The sequence below is a fragment of the Mesorhizobium sp. M0768 genome, assembly GCF_040320195.1.
Lineage (GTDB): Bacteria > Pseudomonadota > Alphaproteobacteria > Rhizobiales > Rhizobiaceae > Mesorhizobium.
Genome location: NZ_JAMYPD010000052.1, coordinates 1 through 26311 on the forward strand (window position 1 = coordinate 1; position 26311 = coordinate 26311).

Here is a 26311-nt window from a genome sequence, read left to right on the forward strand (position 1 = left end):
CGCGTAAGCGGAAAACAGCGCCACCGCTTCCTTATGCGCCTGGGTCTGCATGTCGATATATTTTGATTGGAAACTGTCCCCGCTGGCCTCCTTGAGTTGGTCGGAGAGCGCGCGAAGCTTCCGTGGAGATCGTTCGCCAGTCTCAGAACTGCCTGACGTCTCAGGACCCGCCACTCATCGAGCGCGCCGCCGGCGACTACGGCTGGGCGGCGGTCCACCGCCATCAATATAGCGGTTGGCCGTACCGCGCCGGCGGAGCTTCTGGATAGCCAGGACCCGCAATGCGCAGCCCTTGTCCGGGCTCTGAACAAAGCCGGCGAGGATGCGTGAGGACCGGCTGCGTGGGTGAGATGTCCGAGCCATCCCAGCGTTGACGCCGATCCCGGGGCCGTTCGGCACGGTGTTCGGCAGCGGGCTCGCGCTGGTCCCGCTCCAGATCGTCGCGGGCAGCCGGAGGGTCTGGTTGCCCGCCATCATCAGAGAGCGCCAGTTTTCGCCTGTGGCGTTCGGTCTTATGGTCCGTCATTCGGTGCCGATGATCAGCCGGGTGGAGAAAGTGGTGCGCACCGGTCGGCTGCAGATCCTGACGGGCCCGACGGTGCAGACCCGCTCGGCGTTCCGATCTTCCTGCTCGCTGTCGTTATCGCCCTGCTGATTCCCTTCGGCAATATCCTGCCGGTGCTCTCACTGGTAGTCTTGGCCGTCGCATTGATGGAATGCGACGGTCTCGTAACCCTGATTGGACTGCTGCTCGCCTCGACGTCGTTTGTCGCGACTGCGGCTCTGCTTGTTGTTGTGGCATCAGCGGTCCCGACGTCCTAAGCGCGGGATTGCGAGATCACGGGCGCGTCGTCAGGCATTGAGTCCGAGACCCGCCGCTCACTGACGGCCCAGGCCTGCTCTTCGACATTTTCATCTGCCTCAAGTCTGCGCCGCAACTCCCTTATCACGGGGTGCACTGGAGGTGCGAACCAAAGGATTGCTATGGAATTTAGAGAAGGACTTCCTCTGCGACCAGCTTCCGGTCGGGAGCTGGTAAACTTTTTGACTATCGGCCCTAAACAGAGGACCGTAACATCCCCATCTCCTCGGCTGCGCCGCGGTCGCGGTGAGGGATAGGCGCCCAGCCTGGTTCGGTTTCGCCGTTGCGGAGCCACGGAAACGGCAGATTCCCTCACGTTGGCGGTGCGGCGGTGGAACGGGGCGACCGAGAACCGCTGTTGCCGTTAAATCTCAGTCTTCGCTGCAGGCCAGCGCGATCAACGTTTTCTGAAAGTCTCAGGCTTTAGCAGCCTTCCGCCCGTAGGGATCGCACCATTCGCACGACGACGGGATCGTAGGCGATTTTTTCGGATCTGCTGTAGTTCATTATAAAGAGCGCCGCACCGTCATTGCAGACGGCAATGACGCGTACGTAGCGGATTTGCCCGTCCCTGATACCGGAATAACTGGCCCACGTCGGCTTAACGCGCCGATAGGTCACTTTCCAGCCCGCCTTTTCATCCTCGACAATTCGATGCTCTATTTCGGCGCGGAAACTGGCCTTTCCGAGCCTTGCGCCCCAAACAGCAAGAAAGGCCTCGTTTTTGCCCTGAAAAGCTGCTCCCTGGTCGGAACGCTGAGTTAAAACAAAGCCGGGGGGCGCATCGAATACAAAGCCAAACTGCTTGATGCCGAAGGGCTGCCACTCTTGCGCATAAAGAAGCGTGGTGGAAAATAACAATGAGACGAAGCTAAGCAGCAAGCGGAACATGGCGCTTAATTAGGGTCGAGTAATATACCGTCCATACCCTGCCGGAGTTTTTTGCCAAGCCGACCTAGCATCGGCAAGCTGGCTTAGTCGCAGACGCCGGCGCCGCCGCTCGACACGGCTGCTTAACCCGACTTGGCTCCAAACTCGTACTCGGGCGATCACCTTGGCCCGATGAGGCGCCGTTAGTGAGCTGCCGCTGGCCAGCGCCGCCGCACGCAATCGATGGCAAGATTTTGTGGCCGCAGTTGGTCGGCAATCCAAGGCTTACGAATCCTCGCGTCCAATCCCTGTGCAGATTCCCACTGGAACCAATGCGACCGGGTCCGGTTAACAATCGAAGGGGCCCCTCGGATCTTGAATGATGGTCGATCTTTTGAACATCGAGCTGCCTAAAGCCAGGCAGCGCGTGAAACGAGCGGAGCTGTCTCTCCAGCGTGCGACCGAAATGCTGGACAAAGACTGCGGCGTCGGCATTAACATCGCGCTGTGCGACAGGATTAGGTCTGCACAACGTCGACTGGCCGAGGCCAGAGAACGTCTGGTCAAGATAGATTCCACCTGCACGGACTGCGGTCTGACGCTGAACATCCGGCCGCTTGGCGGAGCATCGCAACAGCCGCAAATTTCCGCGCGATGCGCGATCAGGGCCACTGGTATTCCAGAGCTTCCATGCGTCCACAAACCGACGGTTGGAGCGTAAAGGACGAACTCGGCACCGAAATGTCAGGTCGTCCCCCGGTCGCTACCGGCAGCAACAAGGTGGTACCGGAAGTTGTTGCCGATGCGTCGTCGAAATAGCGACCCTGGCGGATGCGGCCGGGAACGCGGCAAAGGTCTCCGGCGGAACGCTGTCAAACTCGGTATGCCTTGGCGCTGGCTACAAACCAGACCGAGAGGATTCTTCTTTCCGGATCAGACCCCGTTTTGCGTATGGAGGTGGAGGGCATGACGGCAACTCGGGTCGAGACGGTCAACGAGCGGAGAGGCAGTCGCGTTCCTTGTCTCCGTCCGTCAGCAATCGGCGCAAACGCCGAACATGGAGCTGGCGCTCCTGCGAGGAAGCGGAAAGAGATCGGAGGGTCGTCTGCGGATGCTGCAGCCGCCCAGGCGCCCGCTCGAGGCTTAGTTTCTTCCTGGGGAGGAGCTTGTGGGTCAGGACAATCAGGGACGACGGAGTGGTACGCTTCGTTGTGGCAGAACGACCGCTTGATCGCAGCCACCTGGAACAGCGTCGAAATCGCAATCATCACCAATATCATCTGTCTCGTGCTTGGTTCGGTCTCACCTTGATTGTCGCCGCGCACGCCGCGGCGCGTTGGAGGATGTCATTGGGATTCCTGTGTGAAAAGATCCGGGTAGGATTGCCGATTGGGCCTGTGCGCCCATAGTCACGGCATGAAGGCGGAGTATGTTGAACTGGTTTTGTTGGAGCAATCACTTGCCAATACAGGCGGTATGAATCGGGCGTTTTCCGACCGAGTGGATGACATCGCGGAGAAAACTGGCGGATCTGTCTTGTTCGACGTTCGCGTGGACGGCGATTCTCGCATTCAGAGGATGGCGGCGATTGGGTACGGCGCAAACGACACCGTGGTAGCAATCATGATGGATAAAAACGGACAACTTACATCCGCGCCGGTGGACGCAGACAACGACTTTCTGGTGGCCGAACTAACCGTGTGGAGTTCGCTGCCGATGGCCGAGCAGGCCTCTGCCAACTACCACGGCGCGGCAGAGAGCTTGCTTGCGAAGCTTCGCAAATCGGGCCGTTTCGACCGGTCTACCTGATCTTTCTCAAAGTCGGATGGCGGTGGCGTGATGGCGAGACACACGGTAGCGCGTCGTGTGGGTCATGTCCCACGAGTCTGAATGTCCCACGAGTCTGAACCAAAAAGAATGTTTGATATCAAGCTCTTTACCGCGTCGGTGGCCCGCAAGGGCGAATTGGGACCTACAAGTTCAGCAATGATGGGCAAATTGTCCGCGTCGGTCTGAACGGGTCGACGGCACATGGACGATGCCGTCCGAATCGGTGACATAGCGCTCGCAGCGAGCCCGGATTGACCAGTTCGAGGTACGCGGGCTGATACGAGGCATCGATCACCCGCTGCAGGGTCAGATCGCTAGCGAGCGTCGCGCCGTACACGGTGGAGGCCAAGCCCGTGGCTGTGCCAAGCCCCCGTGGGCACGCTGGGGAAGCATGCCGTAGGGGCCGTCAATATAGGCGCTGCCGCGTGGCGCGCCGCTGCGATCGTGCCTGCTGGCAGGTATAGCTGCCTGCCGTCGCATAGGCCGTGGAGCCTGCATCGTCACCGTATCCAGCCATGCCGATCCTCACTTTGCAACATTCAGGTTCCGCCCACGTTGAGTTCGGCTCAGGCTGCGAGGAAAACACCTGGATGACCTACCGGCAGGCGCAGGACTTCGGTGGTCAAGCCCGTAAGGGCGAAAAAGGCACCCTCGTCGTCAAATATGGCACGTTCACGCCGAAGCATCACGACGATGACGAAGACCGCGCGATTCCATATCTGAAGGGCTACACCGTCTTCAATATTGAGCAGATCGAGAACATACCGGATCGCTTCTTCAGCCCCGCCGAGGAGCTCTCGGCAATCCGGCTCCGCACATCGAGGCCCTCGAGAGCTTCGTCCAGAACATCGGCGCAAGCGTCAGCTACGGTGGTGCCAAAGCTTGCTACCGGCCCAGCATCAACGACATCCTCATGCCTGACCGCGGGCGTTTCGACAGCGAGGTTCACCTTTACTCGACTTTGCTAGACGAGGTTTCGCATTGGTCCGGCGCAAAGCATCGCCTGGACCGCGATCTGACGGGCAGGTTCGGCAGTAAGGCTACGCCGTGGAGGAGCTTGTTGCGGAGCTCGCGGCATCGTTCCTGTGTGCCGACCTGGGCGTGGCGCATGATCCACGCGACAACACAGCCGCCTATCTGGCGAGCTGGCTCGCCGTCCTTAAGAGTGACAAGAGAGCCATCATCACGGCCGCTGCGAAGGCGCAGGCCGCTGCCGAGTATCTCACAATGCTGCAGCCGGCCGTCGGACTGGAAGCCGCGTAATGAGATGGGGTGTCCGGAGGCCGGCGGTGGACTTCGGCGCCATCATAGCAATCGATCCTTCATCGTTCCACCTGGCGCCATTTGGTTGTCCGCGGACAACCACTGCTCTGTCTGAGGTGTTCTCCTGCATTCCCTGTGAGTTGTCCGCGGACAACTGAGCTCGAAACGGCATCAGGGTTAAGCATTTGTAAATTCGTAACGAAAAGGGTCTTATTGTAACTGCGCAGTTTATCGCATCTTAGCGCTAATTGCGCAGTTCGAGGCCCAAGGATGTTGCAGCCAAAATTGGCGGCGGCCCTGAGCGCGTTTGAGGCTGGTGCACGGCATTTGCCGGCGGCGTTTCCTCCAAAACAACTCCATACTCGGCGATCACGCATCCTCTGAGACCACGAGCAAATCCCTTGAGCCTGACTGAACCGACACTTGACAAATCGGCGGCCGTCCGACACGTTCTTAACAAAAGGCACAACAAACTTACAAAAGTTCAAGTTGGCACAATCTGGCCGATAGGGAGAAGGCCGATGCGTCTGTGTGACCGAGCGGAGATTTGCGCGTGAGCACGGTGACCGTGACCCGCGAAGCGCCCAGATGGGCCCTTCCCCGGTTCATGACGGCCGAGCATCCTTTCCCCTGGCTCGCGCCGATCACGGTGATGCTTCTCGTTTTCGGCATCTATCCCCTCGCCTATTCGGTCTGGCTGTCGCTTCACAAACGCAATGTCGTTTCCCGTCAGCTCGACTTCGCCGGGCTCCACCAATGGACGCGCGCCTTCTCGGATGCGCGTATGTGGCATTCGCTGGAAACCACGCTGATCTACACCTTCGTCGCGCTTGCGGTTCAGCTTGCGCTCGGCATCCTCATCGCGCTTCTGCTTGACACCGATCGCAAAGGTTACGGCGTGCTGCGGGCGCTGATGACACTGCCGCTGGTGGTGCCGCCTGCGGTGACCGGAATGATGTTCCTGCTGATGCAGGACGGCTCTTTCGGCGTCCTGTCGTTCTACCTCTATGCCCTCGACCTGATCTCGCCGGCACAGCCGATCCTGACGCAGCCCGGAACCGCATTGGCGGCGATCCTGCTGGCGGACATATGGCAATGGACGCCGTTCATGGTGCTCATCATCCTGGCAGGGCTCAGGGCGCTGCCGAAGGAACCTTTCGAGGCAGCCGCGATCGACGGTGCCAACGGCATCCAGACGTTCTTGCGGCTCACATTGCCGATGCTGCGCAAGGTGATAGCGGTCGCGGTGCTGATCCGCGGCGTCGATCTCTTTCGCATCTACGACTACGTCTACATCATCACCGCCGGCGGGCCAGGCACGGCCACCGAGACGCTTTCGTTCTACGCTGGCCGTATCTACTTCACCGGAGACTTCCCCTATGCCGCGACCCTGTCGCTGATCGTGCTCGTCGTCTTGATCGTCGTCTCGAACCTCTTCGTCAGGCTGTTCAAGGTGAGGTTCTGATGGAGTCGTCGCGCGCCCAAACGATCGCCCGCGACGTGCTCGCCGTCCTGGTGGTGGCGATCTTCATGTTCCCCATCGCGTGGTGGGCCTTGTCGTCCATCAAACCCTATTCGGCGATCTTCGACCGCAGCGGACCGGTCTACGTCGGATTCACACCGACGCCGGACAATTACCGCGTGACGTTGCTTGGCGTCTCACGCGTCGACATCGGCATGGAACAGGGCGGCGAGGCGGCCGGGGTGATCAAGGGTGGCGCCAGCTCCTACGATTCGCGCCAGTCGTTGCTCGACAGCGCCATCATAGCCGTCGGATCGACGGCGCTGACGCTGCTGCTGGCCACGCTGGCCGCCTATTGCCTGTCGCGAATGCAGTTCAGCGGCCAGCAGTCCTTCCTGTTCTGGATTCTCTCGCAGCGCTTCATGCCGCCAATCGCGATCGTCATTCCAATCGTTTTCATGTTCCGCGATCTCGGCTTGCGCGATACCTATACGGGCCTCGTCCTCGTTCACAGTTTGATCAACCTGCCGCTGGCGGTTCTGCTTTTGAAGTCGTTCTTCGACGATGTTCCGCGCGAGGTTGATGAGGCGGCGCTTATTGACGGCGCGACGCGCTGGCAGACGTTCCGACGCGTGGTCCTTCCCATGGTCAAGGGCGGCATCGCTGCGACGGCCGTGCTGTGTTTCATCTTTTCGTGGACCGAGTTCCTGCTCTCACTCTTCCTGACAACGTCGATCCGCACTGTGCCGGTGAAGATCTCGACCTTTGTCACCTCGACGGCGACCGAGTGGGGCTACATCACAGCGCTCGGCACGTCCGCGATCATACCCAGCTTCATCTTTATCCTGCTGGTTCAACGGCATCTGGTCCGCGGCCTCACCCTCGGATCGCTGAAGGAGTGAGGCACAGACGAGAAGAACGACGACAAAAACGCAATGGAGGAACGATCATGAGCTTCAGTGAACACGACAAGAAGACATTCGTCGCCGATACCTGCAATGACTTTACGGCGCGCCGGATAACCAAACGCGACTTCATGAGGAAGATGGCGCTCGCTGGTGTCGGCTTTTCCGCCTTCGGATCGGCCATGCTGGGTGGTGGCCGCACCAATCGGGGGATGCTGGGCCTCGGGGTTGAAGAAGCCCGTGCCCAGGACGCCGATATGCTGAAGTGGCTGGCCGACGTCGGCAAACCATATGCCGGCACCAAAATCCGCTACACTTCGGAAGCGACGCCGCCAACGATTGTTGCCAACCAGCTTGTCGCGGGTGAATTCACCAAGGCAACCGGCATTGAGGTGGAAGTCGAGATCGTGCCGCTGGAGCAGGTTCTCGCCAAGGCGACGCAAGACGTACAGGGCCAGCTTGGCACCTACGACGTCTACTATCTCGACCAGTCCTGGATGGCGACATTTGCCCAGGATGTCGTCGATCCGCGCGAGTATTACGACCAGAACAAAGAACTGGCGATGCCCAACTTCGACTGGGACGATTTCTCCAAGCCGCTGGTCGACGGCATCGCCATGTACAACGGCAAACAGTGCGGAATTCCATTCGATATTCCGATCTTCATCCTGATGTACCGCAAGGATCTCTTCGACAAACACAACATTGCCCTGCCGACAGACCTCGACGCCTACCTCAAGGCCGTCCAGGCGCTCACAGAGGCAGAAAAAAGCAACGGCATCTTCGGCACCGCGTGCCAGGCGAAGTCCGGCCACTATTCGCTGGAATGCGACTGGACCTTCGCATTGTGGGGCCATGGCGGTTCTGTCTTCAACAAGGACAAGAAGTTTGTCGGCAATGACGAACGCGGCGTGGCCGGGCTCAAATTCTATCAGGAGCTGGTCAAGAACTCGCCGCCGTCGGCGACGACTTGGACCTGGGACGGCCAAGGACAGGCCCTGACACAGGGACAAGCCGCCATGGCAATCACCTGGGGCGAGGATTTCCCCGGCTTCGATGCCAACGATTCCAAGGTCAAAGGCCTGTTCGAGGCCCTGCCCGCGCCCAAGGAAGTTCCTGGTCGTCGCGCCGCTGCCGATTGCGGCTTCAACGAAATCCCGGCCGTCGGCCACCAGGGCGGCTCGACGATCTCGCTGTCGCAATATTCCAAGAACAAGGAAGCGGCATGGCTGTTCATGCAGTGGGTCTGCTCGAGGGATGTCATGGCGCGGGTATCGACGCTCGGCGGCGGCGCCTCACCGATGCGCAATTCCTCTTTTACAGATCCTCGGGTCAAGGCGAAGGCCGTTGTCGGTCCCGGAACGACACGCCATTTCGACGCGATCAAATACACGATCGACAACCAGATGGGATCGGAGCCGGACATGCCGATCTGGGCGGATCTGTCGAACAACGACATTCCGGTTGAGCTCGGCAAGTTGCTTACGGGCCAAGACTATGGCGGCGATGCCAAGGCATGCCTGGATGCCATTGCCGGCATCGTCGACGGCAAAGTCAAGGATGCCGGTCTTTAGCGGCTTGTCGGTGATTTGGGCGAAGGCGGTTTCGACCGCCCTCGCCCGTTGGCAACGTGGCGGCAATGGTTCCTGATCTCGTCATCGGCATTGATTCCTCGACCTCGGCAACCAAGGCGATCGCCTGGGATCGCAATGGTCTGGCCGTGGCCGAAGGTCGTGCACCGATTGCTATGTCCAACCCGCGTTCGGGCTATTTCGAGCAGGATCCGGCCGAGTGGTGGACCTCGACGGTCGCAGCGCTGCGCGCCGTGACGTCAACGGTTTCGCCGGCACGCATTGCCGCCCTTGCGATTGCCAACCAACGCGAAAGCTTCGGCCTTTTCGACGAGCAAGGCCAGGCGGTCGGGCCGGCAACGCTCTGGCTCGATGAGCGCGCCCGTGGCAAAGCACGGCGCTTCGGCGAGAGTTTCGGCGCGGCACGCGTCCACGCAATATCCGGCAAGCCGCTGGACGTCATTCCTTGCCTTTACCGCATGATCTGGTTCCGCGAGCAAGAGCCCGAGATTTTTGCCCGGGTGGAGCGGATGGCCGAAGTCCACGGCTATCTGGTCTTTCGCTTGAGCGGCCGGTGGGTGACGTCCACCGCATCCGCCGACCCGATGGGCATACTCGATATGCGGGCTATGGACTGGTCGAACGATATACTGGAGGCAGCGGGCGTCGCCCGGCGCATGATGCCAGAAGTGGCGCGGCCCGGCACCGTTCTGGGCCAACTAACTTCGGAAGCGGCCATTTCGACGGGCCTGCGCGAGGGCACGCCGATCGTCGCCGGCGGCGGCGACGGTCAATGCGCCGGCACGGGCGCTGGTGTGTTGCAGCCGCGATGCGCTTACATCAACCTCGGCACGGCGGTCGTCTCCGGCAGCTTCGGCACGGACTACGTCCACGACCAGGCCTTCCGCACCGAAACGGCGGTCGCCGATAATGGCTACATCTACGAGACGTGCCTTCGCGCCGGCACTTTTCTTGTCGACTGGATGGCGCGCGAGATGCTTGGCGTCGATCTGCATGGCGCAAGCGATGCCCTGGAGGCGCTCGAGGCCGAAGCCGCTGCCAGCCCGATCGGCGCAGGCGGCATAATGCTCCTGCCCTACTGGCAGGGCGTCATGGACCCACACTGGGACAGTGCGGCCCGTGGTGTGATTGCCGGGCTTTCGGGCTCGAGCCGCCGCGGCGACATCTATCGCGCCGTGCTGGAAGGCATAGCGCTGCATCAGGCCGCGACAAGTCAGCGGGCGGCTGCGGCTGCCGCCCAGACTATCGACCAGTTCATAGCCATCGGCGGAGGAGCGAAGTCCGACCTGTGGATGCAGATTCTAGCGGATGCACTGGGCCGTCCCGTAAAACGTTCGACGACCGTCGAAGCCTCCTCGCTAGGCGCGGCGATGGCGGCGGCAAAGGGGATGGGCTGGTTTTCCACCATCGCCGAAGCGTCGCTGGCAATGGCCAGCGAGCCGGCCAAAACCTTCGAACCGGACACGAAACGGGCCGCGCTCTACGCCGAACTTCTTGCGATCCATGCCGATCTTTGGCCAACGCTTGCAGCCTGGAACCAGCGCCTCGCGGCCTTCATGGAGGCCGATCATGGCTGAAACGACCAACTGGAACGCGTTGATCGAGGACGTTGTAGCTGGACGCTGGACAGATCCCAAGACAGGCGCGGCCGCGGTCCTGCCGTTCCAGACGATCGAATTGCTGGAGACGACGGAAGGCCGCGAGGCGGATCTCGTTGCGCCGCTGAAGCTAGGCAGCCGCATCGCCGTGGTCTCCGATATCAACACCGTCGATGTGATGGGCAGGCGCGTCGCGAAGGCGCTGCGTGCCATCGCCGACATCGACGAAATCGTGCTGCCTGACGGCCTCGACTGTGATGAGGCGACGATCCAGATGGTCAGGGAGAAGACACGTCACGCCGAAGGGGTCGTGGCCGTCGGGTCGGGCGTCCTCAATGACAGCTGCAAGCATGCAACCTTCCTCGACGAGCGACCCTATGCCGTCTTCGGCACGGCCGCCTCGATGAATGGCTACGGCGCCTCGACAGCGTCGGTGACCTTGGCCTCCGGGCTCAAGATCTCGCTGCCCTCACACGCCCCTAGGGGCATCTTCCTGGATCTTGGCGTGTCGGCCGCAGCGCCCGCCTGGCTCAGCGCCGCCGGGCTTGGCGACAGCCTCTGCCGCTCCACGGCCCAGATCGACTGGTGGGCTTCGCATCGGCTGTTCGACACTTACTATTCCGAGGTGCCCTACCTGCTGCAGGCGGGCGATGAGGAGCCGATGCTGGCCCATGCGCCTGGCCTTGCCAGGCATGACGTCACCGCTGTCGGGCATCTCCAGCGCGTCTTGACGCTGTGCTCGATGGGCGTGTGCTTTGCCGGCGTTTCCCATCCCGGGTCCATGGGAGAGCACCAGATTTCCCATTGGGTCGACATGTTCGCGGGAGAGCGTCATCCCGGCACCACGCACGGCCAGCAGGTCGGGGTTGCCTCGCTGGTCATGGCGCGTCTGCAAGCGCGGCTGCTGGACATGAAAGAGCCGCCGCAGGTGAAGCCGACCGCCATCGACGAGGCGGCGATGCTGGCCCGTTATGGCGCGCAACTTGGACCACTTTGCATTGCCGAGATGAAGAAGACGGCACTCGACGCCAGCCAGTCCGAAATCTTCAACCGCAGGCTTGCGGAAATCTGGCCGGCGCTGCGCCAGGAGGTTCGGCCCATGGCAATGCCGGTCGCCCGCATGGAGGCAGCACTCAAGGCTGCGGGAGGGCCGGTCACCGGCGCGGAACTAGACCTGCCGCGCGCGCTTTGGCACGACGCCATTCGCTATTCGCGAGAAATCCGCGGCCGATGGTCTTTTGTCAACCTGGCCGCCGATGCGGGACTCTTGGAAGAGTTTCTGGAGAGCGAATGGTGAGAGCGCATCCGATCGCCAATCGCTCGCATGGCGAAAATGAGATCCAACCGGCAAGGGCAATCGAAGGGTAGCAATTTATGGCGTCTGTCACCATCAGCAACATAAAGAAGGACTATGGCGCCCTCTCGATTATCGATGGACTCGATCTCTCGATAGAGGATGGCCAGTTCGTCGTTCTGCTGGGGCCGTCCGGCTGCGGCAAGTCCACTCTGTTGCGCATGATAGCCGGTCTCGAGCCCATCACGTCCGGTGAGATCGCCATAGGCGACAGGGTCGTCAACATGCTCCATCCCAAAGACCGCAATATCGCGATGGTCTTCCAGAATTACGCGCTTTACGCGCACATGACCGTCTTCGACAACATGGCCTTTTCCATGCAGTTGAAGAAGCGCCCCAACGAAGAAATCAAACAGAAGGTCGGGTGGGCGGCGTCGATCCTCAACCTGACACCCTATCTGGAACGGTATCCCCGCCAGCTTTCGGGCGGCCAGCGGCAGCGCGTCGCCATGGGTCGCGCCATCGTGCGGGACCCAACTGTGTTCCTGTTCGACGAACCGCTGTCCAATCTCGATGCCAAGCTGCGGGTGCAGATGCGCACCGAAATCAAGGAGCTCCACCAGCGGCTGAAGACCACCACCGTCTATGTCACGCATGACCAGATCGAGGCCATGACCATGGCCGATGTCATCGTCATTATGCGCGACGGCCATATCGAGCAGATCGGGCGCCCGCTCGATGTCTACGATCGCCCGGCAAACCTCTTCGTCGCCTCCTTCATCGGCTCGCCCGCAATGAACATGTTCCATGGCGAGGTGGCTTCCGAGCGCGACGCCTGGGTGGTGCGGACCGACGAGCTATCCCTCCCGCTGCCGCCAGGGGCTGCGGTCCGGCCCGGCCAAAAGGTGATCTACGGCATTCGCCCCGAACATCTTCGACCAGTGGCCGACGGGCGCGGCATTCCGGCGAGGATTACGGTTGTCGAGCCGACTGGCCCCGAAATCCACATCTTTGCCAGCATGGGCAACGCCCCAATCTGCTCGGTGCTGCATGACCGCATGGAGCTCTCTCCTGGAGCTGTGATCCATCTGGAGCCGGCGCCTGAGCGAATCCATCTGTTCGACCAGGGCAGCGGCGAGCGGCTGGACAAGGGAAGAAGCTGAATGGCGCGGATCATCATCCTCGGCGCCGGCGTCATGGGCTCTGCCATGACGCTTCCGGCCGCTCACGCTGGTAACCGCATCACTCTTGTCGGGACCCATCTCGATGGGGAGATCGTCGGCTCGGTGGCCAGCACAAGTCATCACCCACGCCTCAACATCGCTCTGCCTGATGTGGTAACCGCCTGTTCCTGGACCGAATTCGCTGCGGCGATGAACGATGGACCCGATCTGCTTGTACTCGGCGTCTCGTCGGCCGGCATTCCTTGGGCGATCGACCGCATTGCAGAAAGCATCAAGTCGCCCGTGCCGATACTGATGATTACGAAAGGGCTTGCAGCAAGCGACGAAGGCGTGGAAATCCTGCCACATCTGCTTGCCCGCGAGATCGAGCAACGCACCGGCTTGTCGGTCCCGGTGATGGCCGTCGGCGGACCGTGCATTGCCGGCGAACTGGCGGCGCAGCGCGACACCTCTGTGATCATGGCCGGGCATGATCCCGACCAGGTCGCCGCGGCGTCCCGCATTCTGCGCACGCCTTTCTATCATGCGCGATCGTCACCCGATCTCGTTGGGGTCGAGATCTGCGCCGCTTTCAAGAATTTCTACACACTCGCCGTTGGGGCTCCCGTCGGGCTGCTCGAGCGCGACGGCAAGGCGCCCAATGGCGCACTGATGCACAATCTTGCCTCGTCGCTATTCTCGCAGTCCCTCGCCGAGATGGCGATTCTGGTCGAAGCCCTGGGTGGAAAGGTCGAAACAGTGCTGGGGCTGGCCGGCTCCGGCGATCTTTATGTGACCTGCCAGGCGGGCCGTAACGGTCGCATGGGGCGCCTGCTCGGCCGCGGCCTGCCCTATTCCGTGGCGAAGCGCGAACACATGAGTTCAGACACGGTCGAGGGCGCGCAACTGGCGCTGGACCTTGGTCCGACTTTGAAGAATATGATGGCCCGGGGTGTACTTCCCCACGATCGCCTGCCGCTGACGAGCGCCATCATCGACGCAATTTGCCATGATGCTCCGCTGGTTTTGTCCTTCGACCGCTATCATCGAGGCTAGCGGAGCCGGGAAACTCGATTGATGCCTCATATCGATGAGCACATGGCTCCGCCGAGCCGCTCTGGACCCGCTGCCGCGGAGTGGACAGGATGATCTGATGGAGAAACCAGCGCGAAAGAAACGCGATGGCCGCCAAGCCGTAACGAGTTCCGTCACGGCCGATCGCGAGGAAGGGCTGCTCGTACGCGCCGCCTGGCTTGCTTATGTCGGTGACCTGACGCAAGCACAAATCGCCAAGTCTCTTGGCCTGACACGCCTTCGCGTCAACCGGATGCTGGCGCATGCCCGTCAGCGCGGGATCGTTCAGATTCGCATCAATTCCAAGGTGGCGAACTGCATCGAGTTGGAGCACCGGCTGCGGGACGCCTATGGCGTTTCCGACCCAATCGTGGTTCCGACACCGCCCGATCCCGCCCTGGTGCCACAGGTGATCGCAGCCGCTGCCGGTGAAGCCCTGTCGCATAGAATCCGTGACGGGATATCGGTGGGCGTGGGATGGGGACGGACGCTCCAGCTTAGTCTGCGCTCAGTGACCGTACGCCCCGTCAAAGGCATGTCGGTCGTTTCCCTGCTCGGCGGGCTCACGCGTGGATCGGCGATCAACATCTATGAAATCGCCTCGCGGCTCGCGGCGCTTTTCGACGCGGAATGCTACTACATCGCAGCACCGGTGTTCACGGACACGGAGGCCACGCGCGATCTGCTTATGCGCCAGTCCATTCTGGAAGACGCCTTCACCCATGCCCGCGACGTTGACGCCGCTTTCGTTTCGGTGGGCGCGGTGCACAAGGACGCCACCATCTTTCGGATCGGACTGGTAGGAGACGATGATCTCAGATCGCTCCAAAAAGCCGGAGCCGTCGGCGATATTTGCGGCCACTGGATCGGCGCCGACGGACAACTCGTCGATCACCCGCTAAACAGCCGTGTCATCGGCCTCGCCCCCGAACATCTGCGCGACGTCGACACTGTGATCCTGCCCTCCGGCGGCCTCGACAAGGTTCCGGTGCTGCGTGCCGTGCTGCGTCTCGGCGTCGTCGATGTGCTGATCACCGACGAGAAAACCGCTGAGGCGATCCTTGCGGAAAAGCCGTAGCGCAGACTGACCTCTACCAGCAGAGCGGCTCGCGAGTGATCGCTTCTTCGCGTCACAGAACCTCGTGGATTTCCTCGATCGAAGTCTCGCCGATCCGCTTGTCGAGAACGATCTCGCCGCGCGCCATCGCCACGACCCGGTCACAGCATTCGAAAACATGATGCATGTTGTGGCTGATGAAGACGCTGGTGATGTTCTGGGCCTTGAGGGCGCGAACGAAGCCGATCACCTTTCGCGTCTCCTTGACCGAGAGATGATTGGTCGGCTCGTCGAGGATCATGACTTTCGACTTGAAGTGCATGGCCCGGGCGATCGCCACGCCTTGGCGCTGGCCGCCCGACAGTTCGCCGACCAGCGCGTCGGGCGACCTCAGATGCAGATCGACGTCGGCGATCGCCTTGACGCTTTCGTCACGCATGCGCTTCTGGTCCAGGATGCCGATGCCGAAAACCGAGCCCTTCACCGGTTCGCGTCCGATGAAAACGTTGCGTGCGATGGTCATGGTCGGGACCATCGAATTGTACTGGTAGATCGTCTCGATGCCGCGATCCATGGCGTCGCGCGGGTTCGAGAATCGGACCGGTTCACCGTCGATCCTGATCTCGCCGCCATCGGGCTTTTGGGTGCCTGACAGGATGTTGATCAGCGTCGATTTGCCGGCGCCGTTGTCGCCGACGAGGCCCAGCGCCTCGTCTGGGTAGATGTCGAGAGTGACGTTCTTCAAGGCGTGGACGCCGGAATACCATTTCTGGAGTCCCTTGATCGCGATGATGGGTGCCGCCATGATCAGGTCTCCACCTTCATTGCCCTGCCCCGCTTTCGAAGCCAGGCGTTCACGACGACCGCGAAGATAGTCAGGAAGCCGATTGCCATCTTGAACCAGTTGGCGTCAACCTGGCTCAGCACCAGTCCGTTGTCGATGACGCGGATCAGGGCAGCCCCGATGATGCCGCCGAAGATGGTGCCAATGCCGCCAGTCAGCGAGGCGCCACCGATGACGGCAGCCGACACGGCTTGCAACTCCAGCCCCTCGCCGATCGAAGGCAGCGGCGCGCCGAGCCGCATCACCTGAATGGTGCCGGCAAAGCCGGCGAGCACCGAACATATCATGAAGCAGGCGACCTTCACCCGGGCCGTCGGGATGCCCATCGATTGCGCGGCGGGCAGAAAGCCGCCGGTGGCGCGCACCCAGTTGCCGAAATTCGTGCGCGACAGAAGCACCGTCACCAGGATTGCCACGGCGAGAAACCAGAAGAACGACATGCGAAAGAGGTCGCCCGGCCCCACATAGATCGTAAACAGCCATTTCGGCAGAGCGTTGGCCGGGATGACAGGAGGGAAGCCACCGGAGATTACCACCGTCAGCGAACGCGCGATGAACAGCATGCCAAGCGTGGTGATGAAACTTGGTATCGCGAAACGAATCGTTATGAACCCGTTGAAGAAGCCAATCAGGGCGGCGATCGCGAGCCCGGCGGCAAAGGCCGGCGCGAACGGCACGCCTGCCGCCAGCATCACCGCCATGGTCATCGGGGTCAGCGCAAAGACCGAGCCTACCGAAAGATCAAACTCGCCGCATATCATCAGCAGGGTCACGCCGATCGCGACCAGCCCCATTTCAGGCAGCAGCCCGAGCATTCCGCGCACGTTCTGTGTGTTCAGAAATACGCCGTTCGAGCGAATCTGAAAGACGAGGAGGAGGAGGAGCAGGAACACGACCGCCGCAAGCTCCGGCTTCTCCAGATAAATCTTCATCAAGCGCTTCATCATTCGCTCCGGCTTGGGATTGTTTGCGCTGGCTTGTCGCATCGGCAAGGGGATGGCCGCAGTCTGTCTGCTACCGCCCCTGACAAGGGAGATGCCGTTGGAGGATGGGACGGAGCCGACGCCCAAAGCCGTGCTGCCTGGCCCTCCCCTTGCCCTCTCCGCGTAAGAACGAGGAGAGGACGCCGGCTTCGCGCCTACCGCACGCCTTGTGCGGCCAGTTCCTTGAGCTTTGGCACGTCTTCCTTGACGATGATGCCCTTGCCGGTGTCAATGTCTGCCGGCAGCAGACCGACGTTCTTGGCGAGATAGGCTTCCATCACCGGCATGAAGCCCTGCATGTAGGGCTGCTGGTCGACCTGAACCTGGATGTAACCCGCTTCCATCTGTTGCAGGACTTCCGAGACGATGTCGAAGCCGCCCATCAGCACCTTGCCCGGCTCGATCCCGCGATCGATCAGGACCTGGGCCACGTAGGCATGCCAAAGGCCGGTGTCGAAATACACCGTGGTGTCCGGGTGGGCAGACAGATAGGCGCCAACACGATCGGCGACGACGGCGCCATCTGTGCCGGTGTCGAGCCGTTCAATGACCACTTCGCGTCCGGCATTCGCGGCCTTGTATTCCTCAAGGAACTTCATGACGCCGGCAGCGCGCTGTTCCGACCAGTTCTGACCGGGCGCGGAGACGCCGACGAGCGCCCTGATCTTGCCTTCCTTGGGGAAGAACTCGGACATCTTCTTGCCGAGTTCGTAGCCGGCGGGAATGAAGCCTTGGCCGATGAAAGCCTGGCGGGCATTGCCGGCTGCACCCTCGGTGTCGTCGACGTTGGACGCGATGACCGTGACGCCGGCAGCGCGGGCGTCGGCGATGATCTGGTCGAAGGCATTGTTGTCGACGATCGAGGTGATCAGCGCGTCCGGTTTTGCCGCGAGCGCCGCCTGCATGTTGGCCGATTGTTGCTCGATCGAGCCTTCGGTCTGCGTGAAGACCATCTGGCAATTGGCCTGGATCTTGGCGCAGGCGTCGTCAAAACCCTTCTTCACCGCCTGCCAGAACGGGTTCGACGCCGACGAATGATGCGTGAAGACGATGTTCATCGGCTCCTGTGCGCGTGAGCCGATTGCCGAGCCACCAGCCAGTACTGCTGCCAAGGCTGCCGAGATAAGTAGCTTCTTCATGATTCTCCTCCTCCGTAGAAAGCTGCTTCAGGTTCATTTTCAGAGAGTAGATGCGTCGCTCACCCGTCGAAGCGCCGTGAAGGCGCGATCGATCTCCGGGTTCAGTTCCATGCCGAGGCCCGGTCCGGGGGGCACGGTGATCATGCCGTTCTTCACCTGCGGCAAAGCGGTCACAAGATCGCGGTACCAGGTCTTGTAAAAGGCCCTGACACTCTCCTGGACAAGCGCGTTCGGCGCATTCAGCGACAGGTGGGTCGATGCGCCGAGCACCACTGGACCGGTGCAGTCGTGTGGCGCGACCGGCAGGTGCCATGCTTCAGCCATGGCAGCGATCTTGCGCGCCTCCGAGAGCCCGCCGCACCAGCTGATATCAAGCATAATGACACCGGCCGCTCCGGTTTCGAGAAGGTCGCGGAAGGCCCACCGGGAACCGAGCGTTTCCGAAGCCGATATCGGCGCCAGCGAAGCCTCGGCATAGCGTTTCAGGCTGGACAGGCTGTCCATCCTGATTGGATCTTCGTGCCAGAAGGTCTTGTGGGGGGCAAGCTCGCGAGCGATCTGCATGGCCGGCAGCAGCTGCCACATTGAATGGAATTCAACCATGATGTCCATCTTGTCGCCGACCGCATTGCGGATTTTCTCGAACGGCGCCAGCGCGGAATTCAAGTCGGGCTGCGATATATACTGGCCGCGCGTTTTCTCGGCGGCCATGTCGAAGGGCCAGATCTTCATGGCCGTGATACCTTCCTCCAACAACGAATGCGCCAGTTCGTCGGCGCGGTGAAGGAAGCCGTTCAGATCATCATAGGCGTCGCCAGGCTTATCGAGCCCGTAGTTGGCCGTCGTCTGCCCGGTGGCCTTCTTGATGTATTCGGTTCCGGCACAGGTGTTGTAGGTCCTGATCTCGTGCCTGGTGAACCCGCCGAGGAGTTGTGCGATCGGCTGACCCGTCGCCTTTCCGAACAGATCCCAAAGCGCGATGTCGAAAGCGGAATTGCCCCTGACTTCCGCGCCCGTCGATCGGAAACCGAGATAGCCGACGAGGTCGGCGGCAAGCAGGTCGATCTGCAAGGGGTCGCGCCCGATCACGCAAGGCGCGACATATTCGTGCAGATAGGTCTCGACGGTTTCAGCCATGAAAAAGGTCTCGCCGAGTCCGACGAGGCCTTCGTCCGTGTGAACCAGGACCCAGAGAAGGTTCGGCCGCTCCTTGAGCCGCAGCGTTTCCAGTTTCGTGATCTTCATTGCGCCCCTGCTCCTCAGGCGATGCCGGCCGCCAGCAGGGCCTTGACGCTCTCGTCAAAATGCCTCGCCATCAGGTCACGCGCCGACTGGGGATCACCGGTCTCGATTGCTTCGGCGAGGTCGATATGGATCTGGATCATCGCCAACTGCTCGGCATCCGAAGGGCGGGTCCGCCAGCCGATCGGCCAGGTCTGGCGCGATACGCGCTCGAACGCCCCGACGATGAGGCTGAAAACCGGATTCTTCGCAGCCTTGGCGATTTCGAGGTGAAAGGCGAGATCGTGCTCCATAACCTGTTCCGGCCGCTGGAAATTCTCGAGCATGGCGAGCGCGTGCGTCCTGATCCTTTCCACTTCGTCGGCTGTTCTGCGCAAGGCCGCCAGCATGGCGGTGCGGGTCTCAATCGTGCGGCGCACGTCATAGATTTGCTGCACCGTGATCTGCTCGGTGTGGACGCCATGCTCGATCACCAGTGACATCGCGCCATAATCCAGCTCGGCGACGGTAGCCCGTCTGCCCGCCCTCAGGTCGATAAGCCGCATGGCGGCGAGCGAGCTGAAGGCCTCGCGAACCACGGTACGCGAGACGCTCAATTGTCTCGAAAGCGCGGCCTCGCTGGGCAGCCGGTCGCCGGGCCCGAGCTCATGCGCGCGGATATGGCGCGTGATCTCGCCGATCGTATTGCTGACCAGGCTCGCTGCGTCGGAATGTTTTGCGGATACGGCCGTGCTCACGCAATCTCCAGTTCAGGAGTGGGCAAACCTGTATGGCAGGTTTTCCAGATATGTTGATAGTACTTAGGAAAGCTGTAAGTCAATCGAGTCTTCGCCGGGAACCTCGGCATCATCGCCGGGGACATCGATGACCACAGGCTTGCATGAGCGATGCTGTTGACGCGACCGATGCCGGTCGGCCGGGTGCGGGAGCCTGCGTGGTCGAACAGCGATCATCGCGCTTGGATAGGGCAGACATTCTCGTCGTGAACACCGGCGGGCGGCCGACCATGCCGCCCGAAAATATCTCGACGGACGATTCACTGCTATTTCGATCGACGCACCCCATATGAGCGGAAAGAGTGTCACTTGAGGACTTGCCTATGCTGATTTCGCGTTGGGGATGGTTTGCACTTTTGTTTGCGGGGTTGTTCCTGGCATTTTCCATGGTCGCTGTGGATCACGCCGATGCGCGCCGTGGCGGCAGCTTCGGCAGTCGCGGCATGCGCACTTTCCAGCCGGTCCCGCCGACCAGAGTTGCGCCGCAACCGGCCGCACCGGTCGAGCGCTCGATGACGCCCAATGCGGCCACGAACAATGCGGCCCGTCAGCCGCAGGCATTCCAGCGCCCGGGCTTCTTCAACGGCCTCGGCGGATCGATGATACGTGGGCTGCTTCTCGGCGGTTTGATCGGCGTTCTTCTGGGTCATGGGTTCGGCGGCTTGGCCGGCATGTTGGGTCTTTTGCTCCAAGTACTGCTGTTCGGCGGCGCGATCATGCTGGCGATCCGCTTTTTCCGCTTGCAGTCGGCGCAAAGCCCAGCGTCCGTTACGGCTGGTGCCTCGCGGGGCACCGGGACCTTTGCGCGAAACGCAGCAGCGCGGCACGAGCCGAGCAACGGCCCGACTTCCTCCATTACCGGCATCGGGTCAGGATTTGGCGGAACGAGCCAAGCCAACGCTTCCGATGAGATCACACTCACCCAAACCGACCTCGACACGTTCCAGCAACGGCTGACGGAAGTTCAGGAGGCATTCGGGCGCGAAGATCATGCTGCATTGCGCCGGTTGGTGACACCCGAGATGGTGTCCTATCTGTCCGAGGAACTTGCCGACAATGCCAAAAAGGGCGTCAGGAACGACGTGTCGGACGTCAGCCTGCTGGAGGCCGATATTGCGGAAAGTTGGCGGGAGGGTGATCGCGACTACGCGACGGCTGCTTTGCGCTATGAGTCTCGCGACGTGACCCGCGACCGCATCAGCGGCAAGATCGTTGAGGGCGGGGCCGATCAGCCGACGGAGACGGCCGAACTGTGGACCTTTACGCGGCAGAACGGCGGTGACTGGAAGCTTGCCGCAATACAGCAGCCTGGCTGATGTGCTTGCCTTCGTTGAGATCTCTGCCCAGAGGTTGTTCAGGTTTCGCGCTACCACTCGAAGACCAGCGCCCTTTTCGCGCTTGATCAATCCGTCACGGACTGATGCGGTAGCTCACCAGCGCGCGCCGGCGTCGGCCGGTCGGTCAATCGAGTCTTTAGCACGTCGATGAGGCTGATTGTGATGGCGATCACCGCAGGTCCGAGGACAAGGCCGGATGCTCCGAACAAGACGATGCCGCCGACCGCGCCGATAAAGGCCACCACCGTGTGGAGGCGCAACCGATTCCCGACAAGCATCGGATAGAGCAGATTGTCGATGCCGCCGACGATGACGCCGCCCCAGACGGTCAATATCGCTGCGCTGGCCCAAGCTCCCTCCAGTGCGAGATAGACCGCTGCGGGCACCCAGATCACAAACGCCCCGAGCACGGGCACGATGGCAAGAAGTCCCATGACAAGGCCCCAAAAGACTGGCGTCGGCAGGCCGAGCCACCAGAACATCAGGCCACCCAATGTTCCCTGGACGGCGGCGACGAACACGGTGCCGAGCAGTGTTGCATGGACGGTCTCCGCAAAGCGAGACAAGATGTAGGCTGTCTCCGGAGCGCGCAGGGGCGAAAGGCCCGCGACGGCTTGCAGGCCATGTTGGCGGTCGCGCAGAAAATAGAACAGAAGATAAAATGTCAGGCCGAACATCGCGACTTGATAGATGGAGCCACGCAATAGCGATGTGCTTTGTCCCGTCAGCCATTGCACGAATGCGGCGACTGAGCCGGCCGGATCGAATTGGTTCTCGATCCATTGGGCAATGGCCGAAAGCGTGGGATAGCCAGACATGAAGCCGACTGCGTCCCGACCGCGGATGACCTCCTCCAGATAAGTCGCTCCGTTTACCGCCTCGCGAACGAGCTGTTGTGCGACGAGCGCCAGCGGCAGGCCGACGGCGATCGCCGCGACGCTTACCGATATCAGCGCTGCCAGGTTTCGATTTCCGACCCGTCTCTCAACCCACCGGTGAGCCGGAGACAGAATAATTGCCAGGACGAGCGCCCAGGTCAATGCCGGCAAAAAAGGCCACGCCAGCAGATAACAGACATATAGACCGATCGCCGTCGCTGCCAGGACGCCGAGCAATTTCAATTGTTTCACATCCGGCATCTGTTTCAGATCGGGCATCTCTCGCCGTCTCGCAAGCCCAGCGAGCCTAATGGTTTTCCCGAAGAAAAGGCAGGTCGGTTGCCGTACCCGGTCAGGCTGCCGCTGAGGCGCTTCGAGTGACCTTCAGGGGATTTTGACGACATGCAAATTGACCTGATATCGCTCGCCTGCGCTTTGACGGCCTTTCAGCCCGTCTTTGACAGGCAGATGGGGCTTGAACAAAAGCGACGACAGGAAAACGCTTCAGAACTCCCACGGAGATGTCAGAACGAGTCCTGCCGTCTCGACGTCAGTCAGATTGCGCGTGGCGAGGCGGCCCCCGTTTACCCGAGCGATCGCCGCGATCATGCCATCGGGTGCCGACATGCCGCGTCCCTGGCGAGCAGCAGCACCCATAATTTCCCCATAAACCAGCGCAGCCTCTTCTGTCAGACCGAAGATGCGGTCTGCGAAACGCCGGCGCCAGTCCGACAGCCCTTGCTCCAGTCGTTCGGCACGTTGATCCGGTCTTATCTTCTGGATGCCGAACGCGATCTCGGCAATCGTCACGGTTGGAAGCGCGAGTTCGGCATCGTATCGGATCAGCCAGGCAATGACTGCCTCGTCTGGGGTCTTTTTCAACGTTTCGGAAACGACGTTCGTATCGACAAAGATCAAAGCTCGACGCCTCGATTCGGCCGGCGACTCTCACGGATCACCGCCTCAAGGTCGATGTCTGTGCCGGATTGCGCTGAAAGCCGCGGGTAGAAGGCAGAAGCAGGCTCACGACCGGCCTCGCGGACCTCGTAAGATTCGAGGGCGCGCTCGACCACCTCCGCAATCGAGCGGTTTTCACGACGGGCAAGCCGGTGTGCAAGATCACGCGCCTTGGCGCTGCGGACTGAGAGTTGTGGCTCGGCCATATCGGACTCCTTGGCACCCATTGTATAGGCTCATTTCGCCTGCTAGCAAGATGGCATCTGATGGCTTGATGTCAAAACCGATGTTGCAGCGAGTTGCGGCTGCGCAGAAATAGGAGATAAAATGTCAGGCCCAGCGTCGGTTGCCGTACGGGTTGTGGTGCTGTCAGGATGGCGAAACCAGAAGGCGTTGGGTGCCTAGGCAAAGCCAAAGCGCGATTCAGGGGTTTTGCAGCCTATCAAACCGCTGGCTGGGGCTTCAATGGCGGCTATCAAGGCGGAAAGTTCGTCAATGACTGGCCCTAACGGCTTGCGACCGAACCCGATGGACCAGTGCCGAGCGACAAACGGCATAGACGCATTCTCCGAACCAATCGAGCGGGCCAATCATGCTTTGGGCGCGCGCTGTCGGCTCGCGCTCCTGTTTCAACGATGTCGCCGAGGCGCGCGATCCGGCCCGTCATCCAATCCTGCCAGCGAATAGCTCGTGCTTCGCCCACCGGCTTCATCTCTCACGAGTATCCCTTGCGCCAGGAGATCATTGATATCCCGCAAGGCCGTGTCAGGTGAGGTGTTGGTCAGCACTGCCCATTTCGAGGAGGTGAGCTTGCCTTCGAAGCCGTCCAGGAGCCGATTGACGACTTTGCGCTGGCGTTCGCTTAGAGGTCGTTGGACCATCTCCTCCCAAAAACGGGCCTTTCGCAGCACATTGGCCAAAATCTCCTCGGCCCCGCTGAAGGCGCGGTCGAGGCAGCTTAGAAACCATTGCAGCCAAGGGGTGATGTCGAGACTGCCCTTCTGCGTCCGTTCGAGGATCGCGTAGTAGTCCTTCCGCTCCGCCCGGATTTGCGCGGACATGCTATAGAACCGCTGAGCGCTGCCCTCCGATCGCGCCAACATCATGTCGGCGATCGCGCGGGCGATACGGCCGTTGCCATCCTCGAAGGGATGGATGGTGACGAACCATAGATGGGCGACCCCCGCCTTCAGAACGGGATCAAGCGGCGCGTAACCGTTGAACCAGTCGATGAACGAGGCCATTTCAAGCTCAAGCCGGGCCGCTGCTGGAGCTTCATAGTGGACTTTCTCCCGGCCGATGGGACCTGAGACGACCTGCATCGGACCAGAGGCTTCATGCCGCCACGCACCGACGATAATCTTCGTCATGCCGCTGCGACCCGTCGGAAACAGGGCCGCATGCCAGGCGAACAACCGCTCATCCGTAAGTAGCGCCTGATAGTTCTGAGTTGCGTCGAGCATCATCTCGACCACGCCCTCGACATCGCGGTCGACCGGCGCCAGTGCGCCAATATTCATGCCCAGTCGGCGGGCGATGGACGACCGCACCTGTTCCTTGTCGAGAATTTCACCCTCAATTTCGCTGGATTTGAGAACGTCCTCCGTTAGGGTCTGAAGCATCGCCTCGGCACGCAATTCGAAGCCTAGCGCCTCCATCCGCCCCAGCAGCCGGCCCTGCCGATGGCGCACCGTCGCCAGTTGATCGGCAAGGTCCTGGCTGCGCCACTCGAACTGCGGCCAGTTTTCAAGCTCATAGATATAGGTCGCCATATTCTCCGCACTTTTTGCGTCGAATATGGGCCTCAATCGTCGTATATGCAAGATCATTTGCCGCGATTTATGCGGTGAATAGACCAGCTAAACACCGCATGGTCACGGCTTATTATTCCTCTTGTCGGCTTCTTCTCTCAAAGACCTCCCATTTTGAGGCTACCGATGTGGTCCACAAGGTCAGCCGTGCTTCGGTTCAACCCTTCGCAAGATCGCCCGCCTTGCCGCTACGAATTGAGAGCTGTGGCTCGGCCATATAGGATTCCTTCGCAGCATTACTTAAACCCACTGGACCCAAGGCGGTCGCCCTCAGTCCGCAGTAGACCTGCCCAAGCTCCACCCGTCCGAAGAGTCCGTGCGTTGCGGCCGCCTTAACGCCGGATTGTGAGCGCCGCATCTACCGCTCGCGACTTCGGCTACGACGCTCCCGACGACCAGCTCCTGCGCTCATCGCTCCATCTGGCACGCTTGATGAAACTGCTCGACCGCCATTCTAGAAAGACGACTGACAAGGCCCCCCTTTGCCGGCATGATGCAAGCATCAACATCTGAGCCTTCCATGCTCAAATCGCCAAGGGTTGTTGAGAACTTCGGATGACCCGTATCGCAACCTTTAACGTCAACGGGGTGAACGGTCGTCTGCCCTTGCTCACCAAGTGGCTGGGTCAGACCGACTATGACATCGTGTGCCTTCAGGAATTGAAGACTTCGGATGAGAAATTTCCCGCGGAAGCCGTCAGGAACGCCGGTTATGGCGCGATCTGGCACGGGCAAAAGTCCTACAACGGTGTAGCCATACTCGCACGGGGAAAGGAGCCCCTGGAGCGTCGACGCGGCCTGCCGGGTGACCCTGACGACACTCACAGCCGGTATATCGAGGCAGAGGTGGATGGGATCGTCGTGGGGTGCATCTACCTGCCCAACGGCAATCCAGCGCCCGGCCCGAAATTCGACTACAAGCTCCGCTGGTTCGACCGTCTGATCAGCTACGGCCAGCTACTGCTCAAGGAGGGGATCACAAGCGTTCTGTGCGGCGACTATAACGTCGTGCCAACGCCGATCGATGCGGTGGTGCCGAGACGTTGGACGGGCGACGCAGTCTACTTTCCGGAGAGCAGGCAGGCCTACGCCGAAATGCTAGACAGTGGCTGGATGGATGCCGTCCGCTGCATTCATCCGGAGAAAGGCATCTACACGTACTGGAACTTCTCCTACCGAGGCGCTTATGATCGGAGTTCCGGCCTGCGGATGGACCACCTCCTCGTCAGCCCATCACTTTCGAACAGGTTACGTGACGCGGGCGTGGACGTTGACCTGCGAGGCTGGGAAAAGCCGAGTGATCACGTGCCCGCCTGGATAGAGATCGACCCGTCCGGCAAGTAGTTGACATGATCGAATGTTCGGCGGAATCGC

23 protein-coding genes and 3 pseudogenes are annotated in these 26311 nt (G+C 61.0%); 15 read left to right on the forward strand and 11 right to left on the reverse strand.

Annotated elements, in window-relative coordinates; translation table 11 throughout:
- On the reverse strand, positions 1-174 hold a 174-nt coding region (locus NKI08_RS32325; RefSeq protein WP_352775293.1), incomplete at its 3' end, for a DUF4142 domain-containing protein.
- Here NKI08_RS32325 and NKI08_RS34805 point away from each other — a divergent pair.
- Together NKI08_RS34805 and NKI08_RS32330 are read left to right on the forward strand one after the other, a co-directional pair.
- Positions 123-330, forward strand: a pseudogene (locus tag NKI08_RS34805) (hypothetical protein); the annotation flags it as partial. The gene NKI08_RS32325 and the pseudogene NKI08_RS34805 overlap by 52 nt on opposite strands.
- 70 nt (positions 331-400) lie before the next feature.
- Positions 401-822: pseudogene (locus NKI08_RS32330) on the forward strand (exopolysaccharide biosynthesis protein).
- A gap of 463 nt (positions 823-1285) precedes the next feature.
- Here the strand turns inward: NKI08_RS32330 and NKI08_RS32335 are convergent.
- Positions 1286-1753 carry a hypothetical protein gene (locus tag NKI08_RS32335; RefSeq protein WP_352474337.1) on the reverse strand — a complete coding sequence of 156 codons (468 nt, stop codon included), beginning with the start codon at positions 1751-1753 and terminating at the stop codon, positions 1286-1288.
- Positions 1754-2111: 358 nt separating this feature from the next.
- Between NKI08_RS32335 and NKI08_RS32340 the strand changes: the two genes are divergently transcribed.
- The 11 genes and pseudogenes from NKI08_RS32340 (at position 2112) to NKI08_RS32390 (ending at position 14991) form a co-directional block, all read left to right on the forward strand.
- Positions 2112-2453: a hypothetical protein gene (locus NKI08_RS32340; protein ID WP_352541854.1), complete on the forward strand. Its 342-nt coding sequence runs from the start codon at positions 2112-2114 to the stop codon at positions 2451-2453.
- 695 nt (positions 2454-3148) lie between these two features.
- Entirely contained in the window at positions 3149-3541 is a 393-nt protein-coding gene (locus NKI08_RS32345) for a hypothetical protein (RefSeq protein WP_502898893.1), read from the forward strand.
- Positions 3542-4128: 587 nt separating this feature from the next.
- Positions 4129-4825: pseudogene (locus NKI08_RS32350) on the forward strand (ArdC family protein); the annotation flags it as partial.
- 553 nt (positions 4826-5378) lie between these two features.
- Entirely contained in the window at positions 5379-6290 is a 912-nt protein-coding gene (locus tag NKI08_RS32355) for a carbohydrate ABC transporter permease (RefSeq protein ID WP_352474341.1), read from the forward strand.
- Positions 6290-7189, forward strand: a complete 900-nt coding sequence (locus NKI08_RS32360; protein WP_352503255.1) for a carbohydrate ABC transporter permease — start codon at positions 6290-6292, stop codon at positions 7187-7189. The genes NKI08_RS32355 and NKI08_RS32360 overlap by 1 nt, the downstream gene beginning before the upstream one ends.
- 47 nt (positions 7190-7236) lie before the next feature.
- The gene (locus NKI08_RS32365; RefSeq protein WP_352775260.1) at positions 7237-8766 is read left to right on the forward strand and encodes an ABC transporter substrate-binding protein; all 1530 of its coding nucleotides are present in this window, start codon (positions 7237-7239) and stop codon (positions 8764-8766) included.
- A 65-nt stretch (positions 8767-8831) separates the two neighbouring features.
- The gene (locus NKI08_RS32370) at positions 8832-10361 is read left to right on the forward strand and encodes a xylulokinase (RefSeq protein ID WP_352775263.1); all 1530 of its coding nucleotides are present in this window, start codon (positions 8832-8834) and stop codon (positions 10359-10361) included.
- Entirely contained in the window at positions 10354-11679 is a 1326-nt protein-coding gene (locus NKI08_RS32375; protein WP_352775271.1) for an iron-containing alcohol dehydrogenase, read from the forward strand. The genes NKI08_RS32370 and NKI08_RS32375 overlap by 8 nt, the downstream gene beginning before the upstream one ends.
- Positions 11680-11756: 77 nt before the next feature.
- A complete protein-coding gene (locus NKI08_RS32380) occupies positions 11757-12839 on the forward strand; it encodes an ABC transporter ATP-binding protein (RefSeq protein WP_352775274.1) in 1083 nt (360 codons plus the stop codon).
- Positions 12840-13895, forward strand: a complete 1056-nt coding sequence (locus NKI08_RS32385) for a hypothetical protein (RefSeq protein WP_352775277.1) — start codon at positions 12840-12842, stop codon at positions 13893-13895.
- A gap of 97 nt (positions 13896-13992) precedes the next feature.
- Positions 13993-14991 (forward strand): sugar-binding transcriptional regulator, encoded by a 999-nt coding sequence (locus NKI08_RS32390; protein ID WP_352775279.1) that lies wholly within the window; start codon positions 13993-13995, stop codon positions 14989-14991.
- Between the two features lie 52 nt (positions 14992-15043).
- On the opposite strand, the gene NKI08_RS32395 is transcribed toward NKI08_RS32390, so the two are convergent.
- The 5 genes from NKI08_RS32395 to NKI08_RS32415 all read right to left on the reverse strand — a co-directional run bounded on the left by NKI08_RS32395 (position 15044) and on the right by NKI08_RS32415 (position 19915).
- Positions 15044-15775, reverse strand: coding sequence for an ATP-binding cassette domain-containing protein (locus NKI08_RS32395; RefSeq protein WP_023678772.1), 732 nt, complete (start codon positions 15773-15775; stop codon positions 15044-15046).
- Positions 15776-15777: 2 nt separating this feature from the next.
- The gene (locus NKI08_RS32400; protein WP_352503300.1) at positions 15778-16758 is read right to left on the reverse strand and encodes an ABC transporter permease; all 981 of its coding nucleotides are present in this window, start codon (positions 16756-16758) and stop codon (positions 15778-15780) included.
- A gap of 194 nt (positions 16759-16952) precedes the next feature.
- Positions 16953-17936, reverse strand: a complete 984-nt coding sequence (locus tag NKI08_RS32405) for a sugar ABC transporter substrate-binding protein (RefSeq protein WP_502895713.1) — start codon at positions 17934-17936, stop codon at positions 16953-16955.
- A 39-nt stretch (positions 17937-17975) separates the two neighbouring features.
- Entirely contained in the window at positions 17976-19181 is a 1206-nt protein-coding gene (locus tag NKI08_RS32410; protein ID WP_352503248.1) for a mandelate racemase/muconate lactonizing enzyme family protein, read from the reverse strand.
- A 14-nt stretch (positions 19182-19195) separates the two neighbouring features.
- Positions 19196-19915 carry a FadR/GntR family transcriptional regulator gene (locus tag NKI08_RS32415; RefSeq protein WP_352503247.1) on the reverse strand — a complete coding sequence of 240 codons (720 nt, stop codon included), beginning with the start codon at positions 19913-19915 and terminating at the stop codon, positions 19196-19198.
- A gap of 362 nt (positions 19916-20277) precedes the next feature.
- Here NKI08_RS32415 and NKI08_RS32420 point away from each other — a divergent pair, with 362 nt between their 5' ends.
- Positions 20278-21270, forward strand: coding sequence for a Tim44 domain-containing protein (locus NKI08_RS32420; RefSeq protein WP_502899695.1), 993 nt, complete (start codon positions 20278-20280; stop codon positions 21268-21270).
- Positions 21271-21356: 86 nt separating this feature from the next.
- Here NKI08_RS32420 and NKI08_RS32425 read toward each other — a convergent pair whose 3' ends face one another.
- The 4 genes from NKI08_RS32425 to NKI08_RS32440 all read right to left on the reverse strand — a co-directional run bounded on the left by NKI08_RS32425 (position 21357) and on the right by NKI08_RS32440 (position 24898).
- Positions 21357-22448 carry an AI-2E family transporter gene (locus NKI08_RS32425; RefSeq protein ID WP_352775283.1) on the reverse strand — a complete coding sequence of 364 codons (1092 nt, stop codon included), beginning with the start codon at positions 22446-22448 and terminating at the stop codon, positions 21357-21359.
- A 225-nt stretch (positions 22449-22673) separates the two neighbouring features.
- Positions 22674-23087, reverse strand: a complete 414-nt coding sequence (locus tag NKI08_RS32430; RefSeq protein ID WP_352775286.1) for a type II toxin-antitoxin system VapC family toxin — start codon at positions 23085-23087, stop codon at positions 22674-22676.
- Complete coding sequence (locus tag NKI08_RS32435) at positions 23084-23332, reverse strand: plasmid stabilization protein (RefSeq protein WP_352455498.1); 249 nt, start codon at positions 23330-23332, stop codon at positions 23084-23086. Before NKI08_RS32435 ends, NKI08_RS32430 begins: the two co-directional genes overlap by 4 nt.
- A 423-nt stretch (positions 23333-23755) precedes the next feature.
- A complete protein-coding gene (locus NKI08_RS32440; protein ID WP_352775289.1) occupies positions 23756-24898 on the reverse strand; it encodes a Fic family protein in 1143 nt (380 codons plus the stop codon).
- A gap of 594 nt (positions 24899-25492) precedes the next feature.
- Here NKI08_RS32440 and xth point away from each other — a divergent pair.
- Positions 25493-26281, forward strand: coding sequence for an exodeoxyribonuclease III (gene xth, locus NKI08_RS32445; RefSeq protein WP_352775291.1), 789 nt, complete (start codon positions 25493-25495; stop codon positions 26279-26281).
- Positions 26282-26311 lie beyond the last annotated feature (30 nt).